This window comes from Enterobacter sp. BNK-16 (assembly GCF_048684955.1).
Lineage (GTDB): Bacteria > Pseudomonadota > Gammaproteobacteria > Enterobacterales > Enterobacteriaceae > Enterobacter > Enterobacter bugandensis.
On sequence record NZ_JBLQTQ010000001.1, the window covers coordinates 4,739,320 to 4,754,661 of the forward strand.

Below are 15,342 nucleotides of genomic sequence, written 5' to 3' on the forward strand. Positions count from 1 at the left end.
TATCGTCAACGCCTGATAAGCGGTTGAACTTTATTATCAATAGCTTCTCGCGCACGGAAAATTCGTGAACGAACCGTGCCGACCGGACAATCCATGATAGCGGCTATCTCTTCATAGCTCAGACCATCAAGCTCCCGTAACGTAATTGCCATGCGTAAATCTTCCGGGAGTGACTCGATCGTGCGAAAAACAATTTGTCTCAGTTCTTCTGACAACATTAAGTTCTCAGGGTTCGAAATTTCTTTCAGCGCACCGCCACTTTCGAAGTTTTCGGCGTCGATAGCGTCTACATCACTGGACGGCGGACGACGACCCTGAGCAACCAGGTAATTCTTTGCCGTATTGACAGCAATACGGTACAGCCAGGTATAAAAAGCACTATCTCCCCGGAAAGATTCCAGCGCGCGATAGGCCTTAATAAAAGACTCTTGCACCACATCAGGTACATCACCTGACGGTACATAGCGGGAAACCAGACTCGCCACCTTATGCTGGTAGCGCACCACCAGTAGGTTAAAGGCTTTCTGATCTCCCTTCTGGACCCGTTCAACCAGGACCTGGTCCGTTAACTGCTCGCTCATCCGAGGTAATGTCTCCCCAAACCTAAATTCCACGCGTTATCGAAACGCCACTCTATAACTACCGCACTTTGAGCAAGCACCAGCTTAGAGTGTCTGATCTTCAATAAGTTCCGTAACGCCTTTGTTTTTGTTCATCGCGCCGCAGACCGTTCATTTTCTCTCATTATAAGTCTGTTCACGATACGCACCACTTTCTGACAAGAAACATCTTTTTCCCGCCAGAAGAGTAACGCAACACAGGCTTTATTTCACCACAAAATCTGACGCTAACGATCTGCTTCGCAAAATAATTTCATTTATTTACCCTTCGTTTACCCCTGCCACTGCGTTTAGTCATTGCAACTTCTATTAAAAAAAACGTGCGATATCTCGCATTCAGGTGCTATTCTGCCCCAACACTGTTTAGTAAATTAAACAACAATCATGAACACAACACCTGAACTTCATTGTGATGTACTGATCATCGGCAGCGGCGCTGCCGGTCTCTCTCTGGCGCTGCGTCTGGCTGAACATCAGAACGTTATCGTTCTGAGCAAAGGCCCGATAAGTGAAGGCTCCACATTTTATGCTCAGGGCGGCATTGCCGCGGTATTTGACGAGACCGACAGCATTGCGTCACATGTGGAAGATACGCTGATTGCCGGGGCCGGGATCGTGGATGCGCACGCGGCAGAGTTTGTGGCCAGCAATGCCCGCCATTGCGTTCAGTGGCTTATCGATCAGGGTGTTTTATTCGATACTCAGGTTCAGCCCAACGGTGAAGAGAGCTACCACTTAACGCGTGAAGGCGGCCATAGCCACCGCCGCATCCTGCACGCCGCGGATGCTACCGGAAAAGAAGTGGAAACCACGCTGGTCAGCAAAGCGCTGAACCATCCTAACATCCGGGTCCTTGAGCGGAGCAACGCGGTTGATCTGATCATTTCCGACAAGATAGGCCTGCCCGGCACGCGTCGCGTGGTGGGAGCGTGGGTCTGGAACCGTAATAAAGAGAAGGTGGAAACCTGTCAGGCGAAGGCTGTGGTGTTGGCTACAGGTGGCGCCTCTAAGGTGTATCAGTACACCACGAATCCGGATATCGCTTCCGGGGACGGTATCGCCATGGCCTGGCGCGCCGGCTGCCGCGTGGCGAATCTCGAATTTAATCAGTTTCACCCCACCGCCCTGTTCCACCCTCAGGCGCGAAATTTCCTGCTGACGGAAGCCCTGCGCGGCGAAGGGGCTTATCTGAAACGCCCTGACGGTACCCGCTTTATGCCGGACTTTGACGCCCGCGGTGAACTGGCGCCGCGTGATATTGTTGCCCGCGCCATCGACCACGAAATGAAGCGCCTTGGCGTGGACTGCATGTATCTCGATATCAGCCATAAGCCGGCAGAATTCATTCGCCAGCATTTCCCGATGATTTACGAAAAGCTGCTCAATCTTGGCATTGATTTAACCCGCGATCCGGTGCCCATTGTCCCGGCCGCCCACTATACCTGCGGCGGCGTGATGGTTGACGATCACGGACGCACTGATGTAGACGGTCTGTATGCTATTGGTGAGGTCAGCTATACCGGGCTACACGGCGCGAACCGTATGGCGTCTAACTCGCTGCTTGAATGTCTGGTGTACGGCTGGTCAGCGGCGGAGGACATCGCGAAGCGCATGCCTTACGCCCGTGAAACAGAGCGTTTACCGGCCTGGGATGAAAGCCGCGTGGAGAACCCGGACGAGCTGGTGGTGATCCAGCACAACTGGCACGAGCTGCGGCTGTTTATGTGGGACTACGTTGGGATTGTGCGCACCACGAAACGTCTGGAACGCGCGTTGCGCCGCATTACGATGCTGCAGCAGGAAATTGATGAATATTATGCCCATTTCCGCGTCTCCAACAATCTGCTGGAGCTGCGCAATCTGGTGCAGGTTGCCGAGCTGATTGTTCGCTGCGCGATGATGCGTAAAGAGAGCCGCGGTTTGCACTACACACTCGACTACCCGGATCGGCTTGCTGAGTCCGGCCCGTCGATACTCGCCCCGCAGGTTTACATAAACAAATAAAACGCCTGGGTCAGAGCCGTGTAATCTTCGGAATAACGCTGGTCTGGCCCACGGATCACCATACGGTCATTAAAACACTCACCCTCTTTTGGCGACAGCGCCAGCAGCACGCGGTGCGGCAATCGGCCTTCCGTATCAGAGATGTCAGTTCGCAAACGTAACGTCCAGCCGATCTCCTGCGCGGTAGCGATAAACGTGTTGCCCGTACTTTCTGGCAGCACCACGCAGAAAAAGCCCTCTTCTGAGATAAGTTCAGCCGCGTTGACGAGCAGCGCTTTGTGATCGAGTGAACCGGTATAGCGCGCCTGTTCACGCTCCGGTGTACCGCACTCCACGCCGGGCTCGTAGTAAGGGGGATTGCTGACAATCAGATCGTAACGCGCCGTCTGCTCTGGCGCCCAGGCCAGCACGTCCGCGCACTTAACGGTTATCCGGTCAGCCCAGGGTGACTCGGCCGCGTTTTGACCCGCCTGCCCTGCGGCCTGCGCATCCAGCTCAACGGCATCAATAGTGACATGCTCTTCAGTACGCTGCGCCAGCATCAAGGCCACCAGCCCGCTGCCGGTACCGATATCAAGAATACGCTTAACACCTGCGACAGGTGCCCATGCTCCCAGTAAAATGCCGTCTGTACCGACTTTCATGGCACAGCGATCGTGAGCGACAAAAAATTGTTTAAACGTAAAACCATCGCGGCGCAGCTGCGCTTTGAGTTGAGACATGTCAGGGCAACCTTCTAAGTGAAACTGGAGTAGCATAGGGGAAAGCGAAGTGGCCGCAAAGCGATATCCATACAAACAGATGAAGATTACAGCCGTAACGTCTATAATCAGCGCCCCACACAGAGGTAGAACATGACTGTAACGACTTTTTCCGAACTTGAACTCGATGAAAGCCTGCTCAATGCTCTTGAGAGCAAAGGCTTTACACGCCCGACCGCCATTCAGGCAGCGGCCATTCCGCCTGCGCTTGAGGGCCGCGATGTGCTCGGTTCTGCGCCAACCGGCACGGGGAAGACAGCAGCCTATTTGCTGCCTGTGTTGCAGCACCTGCTCGACTTTCCACGTAAAAAATCTGGCCCGCCGCGTATTTTGATCCTGACGCCTACGCGCGAGCTGGCCATGCAGGTTGCCGATCACGCGCGTGAACTCGCGGCGAATACGCATCTGGATATCGCCACCATCACCGGCGGCGTTGCGTATATGAACCACGCCGAAGTGTTCAGCGAAAACCAGGACATCGTCGTCGCGACGACGGGCCGCCTGCTGCAATATATTAAAGAAGAGAACTTCGACTGCCGCGCGGTAGAAACGCTGATCCTCGACGAAGCGGACCGCATGCTGGACATGGGCTTTGCGCAGGATATCGAGCATATTGCAGGTGAAACGCGCTGGCGTAACCAGACGATGCTGTTCTCTGCCACCCTTGAAGGGGATGCGATTAAAGACTTCGCAGAGCGTCTGCTGGAAGATCCGGTGGAAGTCTCTGCCACGCCATCCACGCGAGAGCGTAAAAAGATCCACCAGTGGTATTACCGTGCGGACAACCTTGAGCATAAGGTTGAGCTACTCAAGCACCTGCTGACGCAGGAAGACGCCACCCGCACTATCGTGTTTGTGCGTAAGCGCGAGCGCGTGCACGAGCTGGCTGAAATGCTGCGCAACGCCGGGATCAACAACTGCTATCTTGAAGGTGAGATGGCGCAGATCAAGCGTACCGAAGGCATTAAGCGCCTGACCGATGGCCGCGTTAACGTGCTGGTCGCAACAGACGTTGCCGCCCGCGGGATCGACATCCCTGACGTGAGCCACGTCATTAACTTCGATATGCCGCGCAGCGGAGATACCTACCTGCACCGCATTGGCCGTACCGGTCGCGCGGGCCGCAAAGGGATTGCAATTTCACTGGTTGAAGCGCATGACTACCTGCTGCTGCAGAAAATTGGCCGCTATGTTGACGAGCCGCTGAAAGCGCGCGTTATTGATGGCTTGCGCCCAACCACACGTGCGCCGAGTGAAAAAATGACGGGTAAACCGTCCAAGAAAGCGCTCGCGAAACGTGCTGAGAGAAAAGAGAAAGAAAAAGAGAAGCCGCGCGTGAAGCAGCGCCACCGCGATACCAAAAACATTGGTAAGCGTCGTAAGCCAAGCGCTGCCGCGCAGGAAACGAAGACTGAAGAGTAAGAAAAAGCCGGGGTAATCCCCGGCTTTTTTGTTCCCCCCGTGGCTGAAGCCTTACAGGCTTTCAGTAAACGTACGGGCGATAACGTCGCGCTGCTGTTCTGGAGTCAGTGAGTTAAAGCGAACCGCATAACCAGACACGCGGATAGTCAGCTGTGGGTATTTTTCCGGGTGCTCAACGGCATCCATCAGCGTTTCGCGGCGCAGCACGTTAACGTTCAGGTGCTGACCCCCTTCAACGCGCACTTCCGGCTGCACTTCCATTGGGATTTCACGGTATTCGATTTCGCCCAGTTTATTCACCGGTACGATTTCATCTTCAGCAAAACCCGCTTTCGCAACCACACAGCGCGCTTCATTTTTCTCGCTGTCCAGCAGCCAGAAAGAGTTGAGCAGATCGTCATTTGCCGCTTTGGTAATCTGGATACCTGTAATCATGTGTTGCCTCCCTTAGGCTACATTAACTGATGCTGGCCTTACGCGGCCAATTGGTAAAACCATTGTTTCTTGTGTGTATATATATCATTCACACCACGGCGATTTATTGATTTAAATCAACAAAAACACCAACCACATAAAGAGTGTGGTTTGAATTTATTGCTTTAGATCAATTTTACACTTCTACCAGCTCAACTTAATCTGCATCATTTCAAAATAAATTTAACGACTTAGCACGCATTTCAGCGCGTAATTTTGCTCACAAGCGTTAAACAGGTAAGCTAGTGACGGATTGAGATTCGCAGGAGAGCGACATGACGACACCTTTAACCTGGCATGACGTGCTGGCAGAAGAAAAGCAGCAGCCTTATTTTATCAATACGCTCAGTACCGTTGCCGCTGAGCGTCAGTCCGGGCAAACGATTTATCCGCCGCAAAAAGATGTATTCAACGCGTTTCGCTATACCGAGTTGAGCGATGTGGAAGTCGTCATTCTGGGCCAGGATCCCTATCACGGCCCTGGGCAGGCGCACGGGCTGGCATTTTCCGTACGCCCAGGCGTGGCGATCCCCCCTTCTCTGCTCAACATGTATAAAGAGCTTGAGGGAACCGTGCCCGGGTTTACCCGCCCCAACCACGGTTATCTGGAAAGCTGGGCGCGCCAGGGCGTGCTGTTATTGAACACGGTGCTCACCGTACGGGCGGGCCAGGCGCACTCGCACGCCAGCCTTGGGTGGGAAACCTTTACCGATAAAGTTATCAGCCTTATCAACGAGCATCGTGAAGGGGTCGTGTTTTTACTCTGGGGTTCTCACGCGCAGAAGAAAGGGGCAATTATCGATCGTCAGCGTCATCACGTGTTGAAGGCACCGCACCCGTCACCGCTTTCTGCCCATCGCGGTTTCTTTGGCAGTAATCATTTTGTTCTGGCAAATGAATGGCTGGAAAAACGTGGCGAAACGCCAATTGACTGGATGCCTGTGTTACCGGCAGAGAGCGAGTAGGGTTTGAATGTGCCGGGTCAGGCCCGGCACATAAGAGGCTTATGCCTTATTCTGACGCCACCACTCGGCCAGCAGCACGCCGGTCGCAACGGATACGTTCAGACTTTCCACATTGCCCGTCCCGTCGATGGAGACGCTCAGATCCGAACTGGAGAGCGCCGCATCAGACAGACCATCGCGTTCCTGACCCAACACCAGCACCATCTTGCGCGGCAGCGTCGCTTTAAACAGCGGCGTACCGGCATGGCTGGATGTGGTCACGATGGAATAGCCCGCTTTACGGAACTGCTCGAGGGCATCCAGAACGCTGTCGCCGGTGATCGGCTGTACGTGCTCGGCTCCGCCTTCCGCAGTACGGATCGCGGCGCCGGATTCCAGCAGCGCGGCATCCTGCAGCAGCACGCCCTTCACGCCAAAATGCGCGCAGCTGCGCATCATTGCGCCCAGGTTGTGCGGGTTGCCCACGTCTTCCAGCGCCAGCACGCAGTCATCGGCATCTGCCTGGCTGACCCACTGCTGAACTGTCGTGCCGTTACGTTTTTTAATCAGGAAGCAGACGCCGCCGTGGTGCTCGGTACCGGACGCTTTTGTCAGTTCAGCATCATCAACCACGTGGTAGGCTTTGCGGTTCGCCGCCATCCAGCGCAGCGCTTCTTTAAAGCGCGGGGTCACGCTCTGGATAAACCAGGCGCGGACAATACACTCAGGACGGCTCTGGAACAGCGCCTGGCAGGCGTTCTCGCCATATACACGGGTCTCTTCCGCGCGCTGACGACGCAGCACTTCCGGGTCGATAAAGCTTTTACCGCTGATACCGCCGTGATCGGCTTTTTCCGGCGTCTCATCGCCAGGGGCGCGAGAAACGGTGCGCCACGGAGAGGCGTTATCACGTGAGAAGTCATCACGCGGACGGTCATCGCGCTTGCGATCGTCACGCTTGCGGTCATCACGTTTGCGGTCATCACCGCGGTTATTTCTATCATCGCGGGCGGGGCGACGGCCACCGTCTGCACGAGAGGACGCTGGACGCCCGCCACCTTTTCCGGTACGCGGATTTTGGGTGCGTTTATCAGAGTCATCATCACTGCGGACATACATCACTTTGACCTTGCCGCTTTTGTTTTTCATTTCGTCGTTCATGCTTTTCTCCACCAGCGCTGCGCGAAGCGCGCAGATTACCCGATGTGCCAGCGCATAGCCATAATTTCGTACAAAAGCCTGTGACTATTGTTCCCATTGAATAAAACGCATTGTCGTTTCATACAGGCTCACTGATAATATGTAACATATCAGAAACATTATCGGCGTTCTGCCGCTGTCCCACGGCTCTATCAGAGGTTAGTTATGAATACCGTATGTGCCAACTGTCAGGCTTTAAACCGCATTCCGGACGATCGGATGGATGACGGTGCGAAATGCGGACGTTGTGGCCATGAATTGTTTGATGGCGATGTCATTAACGCGACGGGTGCTACGCTGGACAAACTCCTCAAGGACGATCTCCCGGTGGTGGTCGATTTCTGGGCGCCATGGTGCGGTCCGTGCCGCAGCTTCGCGCCAATCTTCGAAGATGTGGCCGAAGAGCGCAGCGGAAAAATGCGGTTCGTTAAGGTTAATACCGAGGCCGAACGCGAGCTAAGCGCACGTTTTCGTATTCGCAGTATCCCGACCATCATGATTTTCAAAAATGGTGAAGTGATCGATATGCTCAACGGTGCGGTTCCAAAAGCACCTTTTGATAGCTGGTTAAACGAATCGCTGTAACATTCCCGGGGCACACCTTGTGCCCCGTTCCCGCCTCTGCGAAAATAGGGTTTTTCCTCCATTTCGCCCATGACTGATAACGCTGTCCTTAAATTACGCGCCGAACGCCTTGCGCGCGCGACTCGCCCCTTTCTTGCACGTGGCAATCGCATACGTCGCTGTCAGCGCTGCCTGCTGCCGCTGAAGGTGTGTCTGTGCGAGACGCTGGCCCCAAGTACTGCGGAGAGCCGCTTTTGTCTGGTCATGTTCGATACCGAGCCGATGAAGCCCAGTAATACGGGGCGTCTTATTGCCGATATTCTGCCGGATACCGCCGCGTTTCAGTGGTCACGCACTGAGCCACCTCAGGCTCTGCTCGACCTGGTGGCAAGCCCGGACTACCAGCCGATGGTGGTTTTCCCGGCATCTTATGCGGGAGCACAGCGTCAGGTCCTTACCGCGCCGCCATCAGGCAAACCACCGCTGTTTATTATGCTTGACGGTACCTGGACCGAAGCGCGGAAAATGTTTCGCAAAAGCCCTTACCTCGACGCTCTGCCGGTTATTTCTGTCGATCTTTCCCGCGTCTCGGCCTACCGCCTGCGCGAAGCGCATGCTGACGGGCAATACTGCACTGCCGAAGTAGCCATTGCGCTACTGGATTTAGCAGGAGATACCGCTGCAGCTGGTGCCCTGGGCAACCATTTCTCATGCTTCCGGGAGCGCTATCTGGCGGGAAAAACCGTTCATAAGGGCAGCATCACAGCAACGGAGACAGAAAGCGTTTAAAATCATCAGGTCGCTTGCATTCACAGGAGGCCTGCATGAGCCAGAGAGGGTTAGAAGCGCTACTCCGTCCTAAATCCATTGCCGTCATCGGCGCATCAATGAAACCGGATCGTGCAGGCTATCTGATGATGCGCAACCTGCTAGCCGGAGGATTTAACGGTCCCGTTATGCCCGTCACGCCGTCTTATAAGGCCGTTCAGGGCGTACTTGCCTGGCCGGACGTGGAGAGCCTGCCTTTCGTACCGGATCTCGCCGTTCTGTGTACAAACGCCAAACGCAATCCGGAACTGCTGGAGTCACTCGGCAAGAAAGGGTGTAAAACCTGCATTATTCTCTCGTCTCCGCCTGAACAGCAGCCCGAACTGCTGGCCTGCGCCAGCCGCTATCAGATGCGCATTCTCGGGCCGAACAGCCTGGGTCTGCTCGCGCCCTGGCAGGGGCTGAACGCCAGCTTCTCCCCGGTGCCGATCCGTAAAGGCAAGCTGGCGTTTATCTCGCAGTCGGCTGCGGTCTCAAACACCATCCTTGACTGGGCGCAGCAGCGTGAAATGGGATTCTCCTACTTCATTGCTCTGGGCGACAGCCTGGATATTGACGTTGACGAACTGCTGGATTTCCTGGCGCGAGACAGCAAAACCAGCGCAATCCTCCTTTATCTTGAGCACCTGAGCGACGCCCGTCGTTTTGTTTCCGCTTCGCGTAGCGCATCGCGCAATAAACCGATCCTCGTTATCAAAAGCGGTCGCAGCCCTGCGGCGCAGCGTCTGCTGCAGTCTCATTCCGGTATGGATCCGGCCTGGGATGCTGCCATTCAGCGCGCGGGGTTGCTGCGGGTGCAGGATACACACGAGCTTTTTTCCGCCGTCGAGACGTTGAGCCACATGCGTCCGCTGCGCGGCGAGAAGTTAATGATTGTCAGCAATGGCGCGGCCCCTGCCGCGCTGGCGCTGGATGAGCTTTGGCTGCGTAACGGCAAGCTGGCCACGCTGGGTGAAGAGACGCTGCAACGCCTCAGAGAGGCGCTTCCGGCAAGCGTGACGCCCGGCAATCCGCTTGATTTGCGCGATGATGCCAGCAGCGATCGCTATATCAGGGCAATCTCCATATTGCTGGACAGCCAGGATTTCGATGCGCTGATGATTATCCACTCCCCCAGCGCGGCCGCGCCGGGCAGTGAAAGCGCGCGGGCGCTGATTGAGGCGGTACGAAATCATCCGCGCGGCAAATATGTCACCCTGCTGACCAACTGGTGCGGTGAGTTTTCCTCTCAGGAGGCGCGACGCTTGTTCAGTGAAGCCGGACTGCCAACCTACCGCACGCCGGAAGGCACCATCACGGCATTTATGCATATGGTGGAATATCGCCGCAACCAGAAACAGCTGCGTGAGACACCGGCTTTGCCCGGAAACCTGACGGCGAACACCGTCGACGTTCATCGGCTGTTACAGCAGGCCATTGAAGAAGGCGCGACCTCGCTTGATACGCATGAAGTGCAGCCCATACTGGGCAGCTACGGGATGCAAACTCTGCCAACCTGGATCGCCAGCGACAGCGCTGAGGCCGTACATATAGCCGAACAGATTGGCTACCCGGTCGCCCTGAAGCTTCGTTCCCCCGATATCCCGCATAAGTCGGACGTTCAGGGGGTCATGTTGTACCTGCGTACGCCAACGGAGGTGCAGCAGGCAGCTGATGCCATTTTCGATCGCGTCAAAATGGCCTGGCCGCAGGCTCGGATCCACGGACTGCTGGTGCAAAGCATGGCTAACCGCGCGGGCGCCCAGGAACTGCGGGTGGTGGTTGAACACGATCCTGTCTTCGGCCCGCTCATTATGCTGGGGGAAGGCGGCGTTGAGTGGCGTCCAGAGGAACAGGCCGCGGTGGCGCTACCGCCGCTGAACATGAATCTGGCGCGCTATCTGATCATTCAGGCGATTAAAAGCAAAAAGATCCGGGGCCGCAGCGCCCTGCGTCCGCTCGATATTGCCGGGTTGAGTCAGTTCCTGGTGCAGGTGTCTAACCTGGTTGTAGATTGTGCGGAGATCCAGCGGCTGGATATCCATCCGCTGCTCGCCTCCGGCACTGAGTTTACGGCGCTGGACGTAACGCTGGATATCGCGCCATTTGAAGGGGACAGAGAGAGCCGCCTGGCGATCCGTCCGTATCCTCTGCAGCTGGAGGAGTGGGTCGAGATGAAGAATGGGGAACGCGCCCTGTTCCGCCCTATTCTGCCGGAAGATGAACCGCAGCTGCGTACCTTTATTTCTCAGGTTACGAAAGAAGATCTCTATTACCGCTACTTTAGCGAAATCAACGAATTTACCCACGATGATTTAGCCAATATGACCCAGATCGACTACGATCGAGAGATGGCGTTTGTCGCCGTTCGACGTTCCGAACGGGGCGATGAGATCCTCGGCGTGACGCGCGCAATTTCTGACCCGGATAACATTGACGCGGAATTTGCTGTGCTGGTGCGCTCCGATCTTAAAGGCCTGGGTCTGGGCAGACGACTGCTGGAAAAACTCATCAGTTATACGCGAGATCACGGATTGTTACGCCTGAATGGCATTACTATGCCGAACAATCGCGGTATGGTGACCCTGGCGCGAAAACTCGGATTTGAGGTTGATATTCAGTTGGACGAAGGTATTGTCGCCTTATCCCTCGGCCTGACACCAGCAGACAAACCCGAGTAAGCTACTGGAAATGTTACCCACTTTGGACGGGACTGGTGGTATCATTGTCCGCTTATGTTGTTTGCATGGTACAGACAACCCTTCAATGAACAGAGAAGAAACGCACTGTGATGTTGTCAAAATTTAAGCGTAATAAACATCAACAACACCTTGCTCAACTACCGAAGATTTCTCAGTCAGTTGATGATGTAGAGTTCTTTTACGCTCCCGCTCATTTTCGGGAGACGCTTCTGGAAAAGATTGCCAGTGCCACGCGACGCATTTGCATTGTGGCCCTGTATCTTGAACAAGATGAAGGCGGGCGCGCGATCCTGAACGCGCTCTATGAAGCCAAGCGTCAGCGTCCGGAACTGGATGTTCGCGTGCTGGTTGACTGGCATCGCGCCCAGCGAGGCCGTATTGGCGCGGCCGCTTCAAACACCAATGCAGACTGGTATTGCCGCACGGCGCAGGAAAATCCTGGCGTCGATGTACCTGTTTATGGCGTCCCGGTGAATACCCGAGAAGCGCTCGGCGTCCTTCATTTTAAAGGATTCATCATCGATGACAGCGTGCTTTACAGCGGCGCAAGCCTCAATGATGTTTACCTTCATCAGCTCGATAAATATCGCTACGACCGCTACCATCTGATCCGTAATCCTCAGATGGCCGATATCATGTTTAACTGGGTTGATAAAAACCTGGTGCATGGCCGTGGCGTTAATCGCCTTGACGATCCCGAGCGCCCTAAGAGCCCGGAAATCAAAAACGATGTTCGCGCCTTCCGCCAGGAGCTGCGCGATGCTGTTTACCATTTTCAGGGCGACGCTAACAACGAAGAGTTATCCGTTACCCCACTGGTTGGGCTTGGCAAATCAAGCCTGCTGAATAAAACGATCTTCCATCTGATGCCGTGCGCGGAGCAAAAGCTCACCATCTGCACGCCGTACTTTAACCTTCCTGCCGTACTGGTGCGTAATATCATTCAGCTGCTGCGCGATGGTAAAAAAGTGGAAATTATCGTTGGGGATAAAACGGCGAACGACTTCTTTATTCCTGAAGATCAGCCGTTTAAAATCATCGGTGCGCTGCCTTATCTTTATGAAATTAACCTGCGCCGCTTCCTGAGCCGTTTACAGTATTACGTAAACACTGACCAGCTGGTTGTGCGTCTGTGGAAAGATGAAGACAACAGTTACCATCTGAAAGGTATGTGGGTCGACGATGAGTGGATGCTGCTGACCGGTAACAACCTGAACCCGCGCGCGTGGAGACTGGATCTGGAAAACGCGATCCTGATCCATGACCCGCAGCATGAGTTAGCCGCACAGCGTGAGCGTGAACTGGAGTTGATTCGCACGCACACCACGGTGGTTAATCATTACCGCGAGCTGCAGAGCATTGCCGATTATCCGGTGAAAGTTCGCAAGCTGATTCGCCGCTTGCGTCGTATCCGTATTGACCGACTTATCAGCCGAATTCTGTAATGTCCAGGCCCTGTTACCCGCAGGGCTTTTTTATGGAGCCCGTTGATGCGTATTCCTCTGTTACTGAGCGTTTTCTTTCTGACTGGCTGCAGTCATATGGCCAATGATAGCTGGTCCGGTCAGGACAAAGCACAACACTTCCTCGCTTCCGCTATGCTGTCTGCAGCTGGTAATGAGTACGCGCAGCATCAGGGATACAGTCGGGACCGTAGCGCGGCGATAGGGTTGATGTTCTCAGTGGGCCTTGGGGCATCAAAAGAACTATGGGATAGCCGCCCCTCAGGGAGCGGCTGGAGCTGGAAAGATTTCGCCTGGGACGTAGCCGGCGCAACAACCGGCTACGCCGTCTGGCAGATGGCACATTATTAAAGGTGGATACCTTTTCCTTTGCGATGCAGCATCAGCGAGACAATAAACGCCAGCGCTCCCATTACGGTGACATACCAGAAGAAGGTCGTTTCACTGCCCCACGACTTAAGCGATAGCGCGACATACTCTGCCGAACCGCCAAACAAGGCATTCGCTACCGCATAAGAGAGGCCAACACCCAGCGCCCTCACCTGTGCGGGAAACATTTCCGCTTTCAAAATGCCGCTGATTGCCGTGTAAAAACTGATAATAATGAGTGCCACCATGATCAGCGCGAAAGCGGCATACGGCGACGTTGTCTGCTGTAGCGCAGTCAAAAGCGGAACGGTACCCAGGGTGAGCATGCCGCCAAAGATCAGCATGGAGGTGCGGCGACCTATTTTGTCCGACAGCGCGCCGACAATCGGCTGGATAAGCATAAAGACGAGTAACGCCACCGTCATGACGACGCTCGCAACGTTTGCATGCATGCCCGTAGTGTTAACCAGATATTTTTGCATGTAGGTGGTAAAGGTATAGAAACTTAGCGAGCCCGCGGCGGTAAAACCTAACACCATCAAAAATGCTTTGCGGTTTCGCCAGAGCCCCTTCATCGAGCCCGCCTCTTTCAGCGCCCTGACCTCCTGTTGAGAGGTTTCATCAAGCTGACGGCGTAGCCACAGGGCGACAACCGCCAGGGCAGCGCCCATAGCAAACGGGATGCGCCAGCCCCAGGCGTGCAAATCTTCATCGCTAAGGATTTGTTGCAGGATCACCACAACCAGTAACGCCAGCAGCTGTCCGCCAATGAGGGTCACATACTGGAATGATGCATAGAAACCTTTTCGGCCTTCAACCGCCACTTCGCTCATGTATGTCGCACTGGTGCCGTATTCCCCACCGACCGACAGCCCCTGGAACAGACGTGCCAGCAGCAGCAACGCGGGTGCCCATGTTCCGATAGTGTCATATCCGGGCAGGCAGGCAATCACCAGCGAGCCGACGCACATCATGCATACGGAGATGAGCATGGAGGTCTTGCGCCCTTTTCTGTCTGCGATCCTGCCGAACAGCCATCCACCGATAGGGCGCATCAGGAACCCGGCGGCAAAAACGCCTGCGGTTTGCAGAAGCTGAGTGGTGGTATTCCCGGACGGGAAAAAGATATGCGCAAAGTAGAGTGAACAGAATGAATAGACGTAAAAGTCAAACCACTCTACGAGGTTCCCCGAGGAGGCCCCAACGATTGCCCAAACCCGACGACGGGTATCCTTACCTGCCAAATTGGTGTTATCCGTATCTGCACTGGCTACGGTTTCTGTCATTTTAAAATCCCCTGTCTTACATTGCGGGCCATTGCCCACAAACAGTAAAACCGGATTTAAAACGAATCGTTAGGTAAATAAAATGTTTCCAATATGTTTCATTACGTTTTGTGAACTCGATCAGGTATCGAATTATTAGCGGACGTAGTAATTATCCCCACTTCTGCTGATGCGCCTTTTTTCGCTGCAAATAATCTTCATCTGCACGAATTTTATCCCACCACTTTTTGAAGACCGCGGCGGCTTCGGCTTTTACGGGATCGCAATCCAGCGGTTTGACCTGGCGCTTCTCATCGTACTTTTTACCGCCTTTATGATTGGCGTATCGCCTGGCGCGCGTATAGCCCATCTGAATGAATTTACGCGCCATATCCATACCCACAAAGTCGTTTTGCTGACGATATTCTTCAAACAGGGCGTAAATTTCTTTTGCCGATCGCGCTGCAACTTCAGCATCTTTGTATCGCCAGTGCGGAAGGATCTCGCTTTTGTAAGGTTCCACCATGAGCACACCCTGCTCTCCCCGCCCCACCTGATACAGCTCTGCATGGTCACGGAAATTAATGTTGGCAAAATCTTGTTGGTAATTAAAGGGACGTGTCAAAGCGGCACCATTGTTAAAATCGTTTTAACAATTGTAGGCACGGTCAGGCGGTGCCGCCACCCGGTATTTTCCGGCGCACAAAGCAAAAAACCCCGTACCTTACGGTACGGGGTTCTTCTTGA

At 54.5% G+C, this 15,342-nt stretch carries 15 protein-coding genes; 8 read left to right on the plus strand and 7 right to left on the minus strand.

Annotated features, from left to right (window positions below; translation table 11 throughout):
• Positions 1-5: 5 nt before the first annotated feature.
• Positions 6-581 carry an RNA polymerase sigma factor RpoE gene (gene rpoE / locus ACMGGH_RS22705; protein ID WP_028014102.1) on the minus strand — a complete coding sequence of 192 codons (576 nt, stop codon included), beginning with the start codon at positions 579-581 and terminating at the stop codon, positions 6-8.
• Entirely contained in the window at positions 578-661 is an 84-nt protein-coding gene (gene rseD, locus ACMGGH_RS22710) for a rpoE leader peptide RseD (RefSeq protein WP_231940818.1), read from the minus strand. Before rseD ends, rpoE begins: the two co-directional genes overlap by 4 nt.
• Positions 662-1,004: 343 nt before the next feature.
• Between rseD and nadB the strand changes: the two genes are divergently transcribed.
• Positions 1,005-2,624 (plus strand): L-aspartate oxidase, encoded by a 1,620-nt coding sequence (gene nadB / locus ACMGGH_RS22715; protein ID WP_045260165.1) that lies wholly within the window; start codon positions 1,005-1,007, stop codon positions 2,622-2,624.
• Here the strand turns inward: nadB and trmN are convergent.
• Positions 2,609-3,346: a tRNA(1)(Val) (adenine(37)-N(6))-methyltransferase TrmN gene (gene trmN, locus ACMGGH_RS22720; RefSeq protein ID WP_232948947.1), complete on the minus strand. Its 738-nt coding sequence runs from the start codon at positions 3,344-3,346 to the stop codon at positions 2,609-2,611. The two genes, nadB and trmN, sit on opposite strands and share 16 nt — an antisense overlap.
• Positions 3,347-3,478: 132 nt before the next feature.
• On the opposite strand from trmN, the gene srmB reads away from it, so the two are divergent.
• Positions 3,479-4,807: an ATP-dependent RNA helicase SrmB gene (gene srmB / locus ACMGGH_RS22725; protein WP_047368112.1), complete on the plus strand. Its 1,329-nt coding sequence runs from the start codon at positions 3,479-3,481 to the stop codon at positions 4,805-4,807.
• A 51-nt stretch (positions 4,808-4,858) separates the two neighbouring features.
• Here srmB and grcA read toward each other — a convergent pair whose 3' ends face one another.
• Positions 4,859-5,242 (minus strand): autonomous glycyl radical cofactor GrcA, encoded by a 384-nt coding sequence (gene grcA, locus ACMGGH_RS22730; protein ID WP_006176733.1) that lies wholly within the window; start codon positions 5,240-5,242, stop codon positions 4,859-4,861.
• A 314-nt stretch (positions 5,243-5,556) separates the two neighbouring features.
• Between grcA and ung the strand changes: the two genes are divergently transcribed.
• Positions 5,557-6,246: a uracil-DNA glycosylase gene (gene ung / locus ACMGGH_RS22735; protein ID WP_232948948.1), complete on the plus strand. Its 690-nt coding sequence runs from the start codon at positions 5,557-5,559 to the stop codon at positions 6,244-6,246.
• A gap of 39 nt (positions 6,247-6,285) precedes the next feature.
• Here the strand turns inward: ung and ACMGGH_RS22740 are convergent, their stop codons facing one another.
• Entirely contained in the window at positions 6,286-7,386 is a 1,101-nt protein-coding gene (locus ACMGGH_RS22740; protein ID WP_041908658.1) for a tRNA/rRNA methyltransferase, read from the minus strand.
• Between the two features lie 204 nt (positions 7,387-7,590).
• On the opposite strand from ACMGGH_RS22740, the gene trxC reads away from it, so the two are divergent.
• The 5 genes from trxC to ACMGGH_RS22765 all read left to right on the plus strand — a co-directional run bounded on the left by trxC (position 7,591) and on the right by ACMGGH_RS22765 (position 13,312).
• Positions 7,591-8,010, plus strand: a complete 420-nt coding sequence (gene trxC / locus ACMGGH_RS22745; protein WP_028014108.1) for a thioredoxin TrxC — start codon at positions 7,591-7,593, stop codon at positions 8,008-8,010.
• 69 nt (positions 8,011-8,079) lie between these two features.
• Positions 8,080-8,778, plus strand: coding sequence for a tRNA-uridine aminocarboxypropyltransferase (tapT, locus tag ACMGGH_RS22750; RefSeq protein ID WP_232948949.1), 699 nt, complete (start codon positions 8,080-8,082; stop codon positions 8,776-8,778).
• Between the two features lie 35 nt (positions 8,779-8,813).
• Positions 8,814-11,477: a bifunctional acetate--CoA ligase family protein/GNAT family N-acetyltransferase gene (locus ACMGGH_RS22755; protein WP_059358615.1), complete on the plus strand. Its 2,664-nt coding sequence runs from the start codon at positions 8,814-8,816 to the stop codon at positions 11,475-11,477.
• A gap of 110 nt (positions 11,478-11,587) precedes the next feature.
• Positions 11,588-12,943 carry a CDP-diacylglycerol--serine O-phosphatidyltransferase gene (gene pssA, locus ACMGGH_RS22760; RefSeq protein WP_023331103.1) on the plus strand — a complete coding sequence of 452 codons (1,356 nt, stop codon included), beginning with the start codon at positions 11,588-11,590 and terminating at the stop codon, positions 12,941-12,943.
• A gap of 45 nt (positions 12,944-12,988) precedes the next feature.
• Positions 12,989-13,312, plus strand: coding sequence for a YfiM family lipoprotein (locus ACMGGH_RS22765; RefSeq protein ID WP_048960039.1), 324 nt, complete (start codon positions 12,989-12,991; stop codon positions 13,310-13,312).
• Here ACMGGH_RS22765 and ACMGGH_RS22770 read toward each other — a convergent pair.
• Together ACMGGH_RS22770 and ACMGGH_RS22775 are read right to left on the minus strand one after the other, a co-directional pair.
• Positions 13,309-14,616: an MFS transporter gene (locus ACMGGH_RS22770; RefSeq protein WP_232948950.1), complete on the minus strand. Its 1,308-nt coding sequence runs from the start codon at positions 14,614-14,616 to the stop codon at positions 13,309-13,311. The genes ACMGGH_RS22765 and ACMGGH_RS22770 overlap by 4 nt on opposite strands.
• 151 nt (positions 14,617-14,767) lie before the next feature.
• A complete protein-coding gene (locus ACMGGH_RS22775) occupies positions 14,768-15,220 on the minus strand; it encodes a DUF4385 domain-containing protein (RefSeq protein WP_045260159.1) in 453 nt (150 codons plus the stop codon).
• Positions 15,221-15,342 lie beyond the last annotated feature (122 nt).

Bases quoted from the DNA above. Each gene is read 5' to 3' on its own strand.
- rpoE (WP_028014102.1), bottom strand. From the start codon at position 581: ATGAGCGAGCAGTTAACGGACCAGGTCCTGGTTGAACGGGTCCAGAAG.
- nadB (WP_045260165.1), top strand. From the start codon at position 1,005: ATGAACACAACACCTGAACTTCATTGTGATGTACTGATCATCGGCAGC.
- trmN (WP_232948947.1), bottom strand. From the start codon at position 3,346: ATGTCTCAACTCAAAGCGCAGCTGCGCCGCGATGGTTTTACGTTTAAA.
- srmB (WP_047368112.1), top strand. From the start codon at position 3,479: ATGACTGTAACGACTTTTTCCGAACTTGAACTCGATGAAAGCCTGCTC.
- grcA (WP_006176733.1), bottom strand. From the start codon at position 5,242: ATGATTACAGGTATCCAGATTACCAAAGCGGCAAATGACGATCTGCTC.
- ung (WP_232948948.1), top strand. From the start codon at position 5,557: ATGACGACACCTTTAACCTGGCATGACGTGCTGGCAGAAGAAAAGCAG.
- ACMGGH_RS22740 (WP_041908658.1), bottom strand. From the start codon at position 7,386: ATGAACGACGAAATGAAAAACAAAAGCGGCAAGGTCAAAGTGATGTAT.
- trxC (WP_028014108.1), top strand. From the start codon at position 7,591: ATGAATACCGTATGTGCCAACTGTCAGGCTTTAAACCGCATTCCGGAC.
- tapT (WP_232948949.1), top strand. From the start codon at position 8,080: ATGACTGATAACGCTGTCCTTAAATTACGCGCCGAACGCCTTGCGCGC.
- ACMGGH_RS22755 (WP_059358615.1), top strand. From the start codon at position 8,814: ATGAGCCAGAGAGGGTTAGAAGCGCTACTCCGTCCTAAATCCATTGCC.
- pssA (WP_023331103.1), top strand. From the start codon at position 11,588: ATGTTGTCAAAATTTAAGCGTAATAAACATCAACAACACCTTGCTCAA.
- ACMGGH_RS22765 (WP_048960039.1), top strand. From the start codon at position 12,989: ATGCGTATTCCTCTGTTACTGAGCGTTTTCTTTCTGACTGGCTGCAGT.
- ACMGGH_RS22770 (WP_232948950.1), bottom strand. From the start codon at position 14,616: ATGACAGAAACCGTAGCCAGTGCAGATACGGATAACACCAATTTGGCA.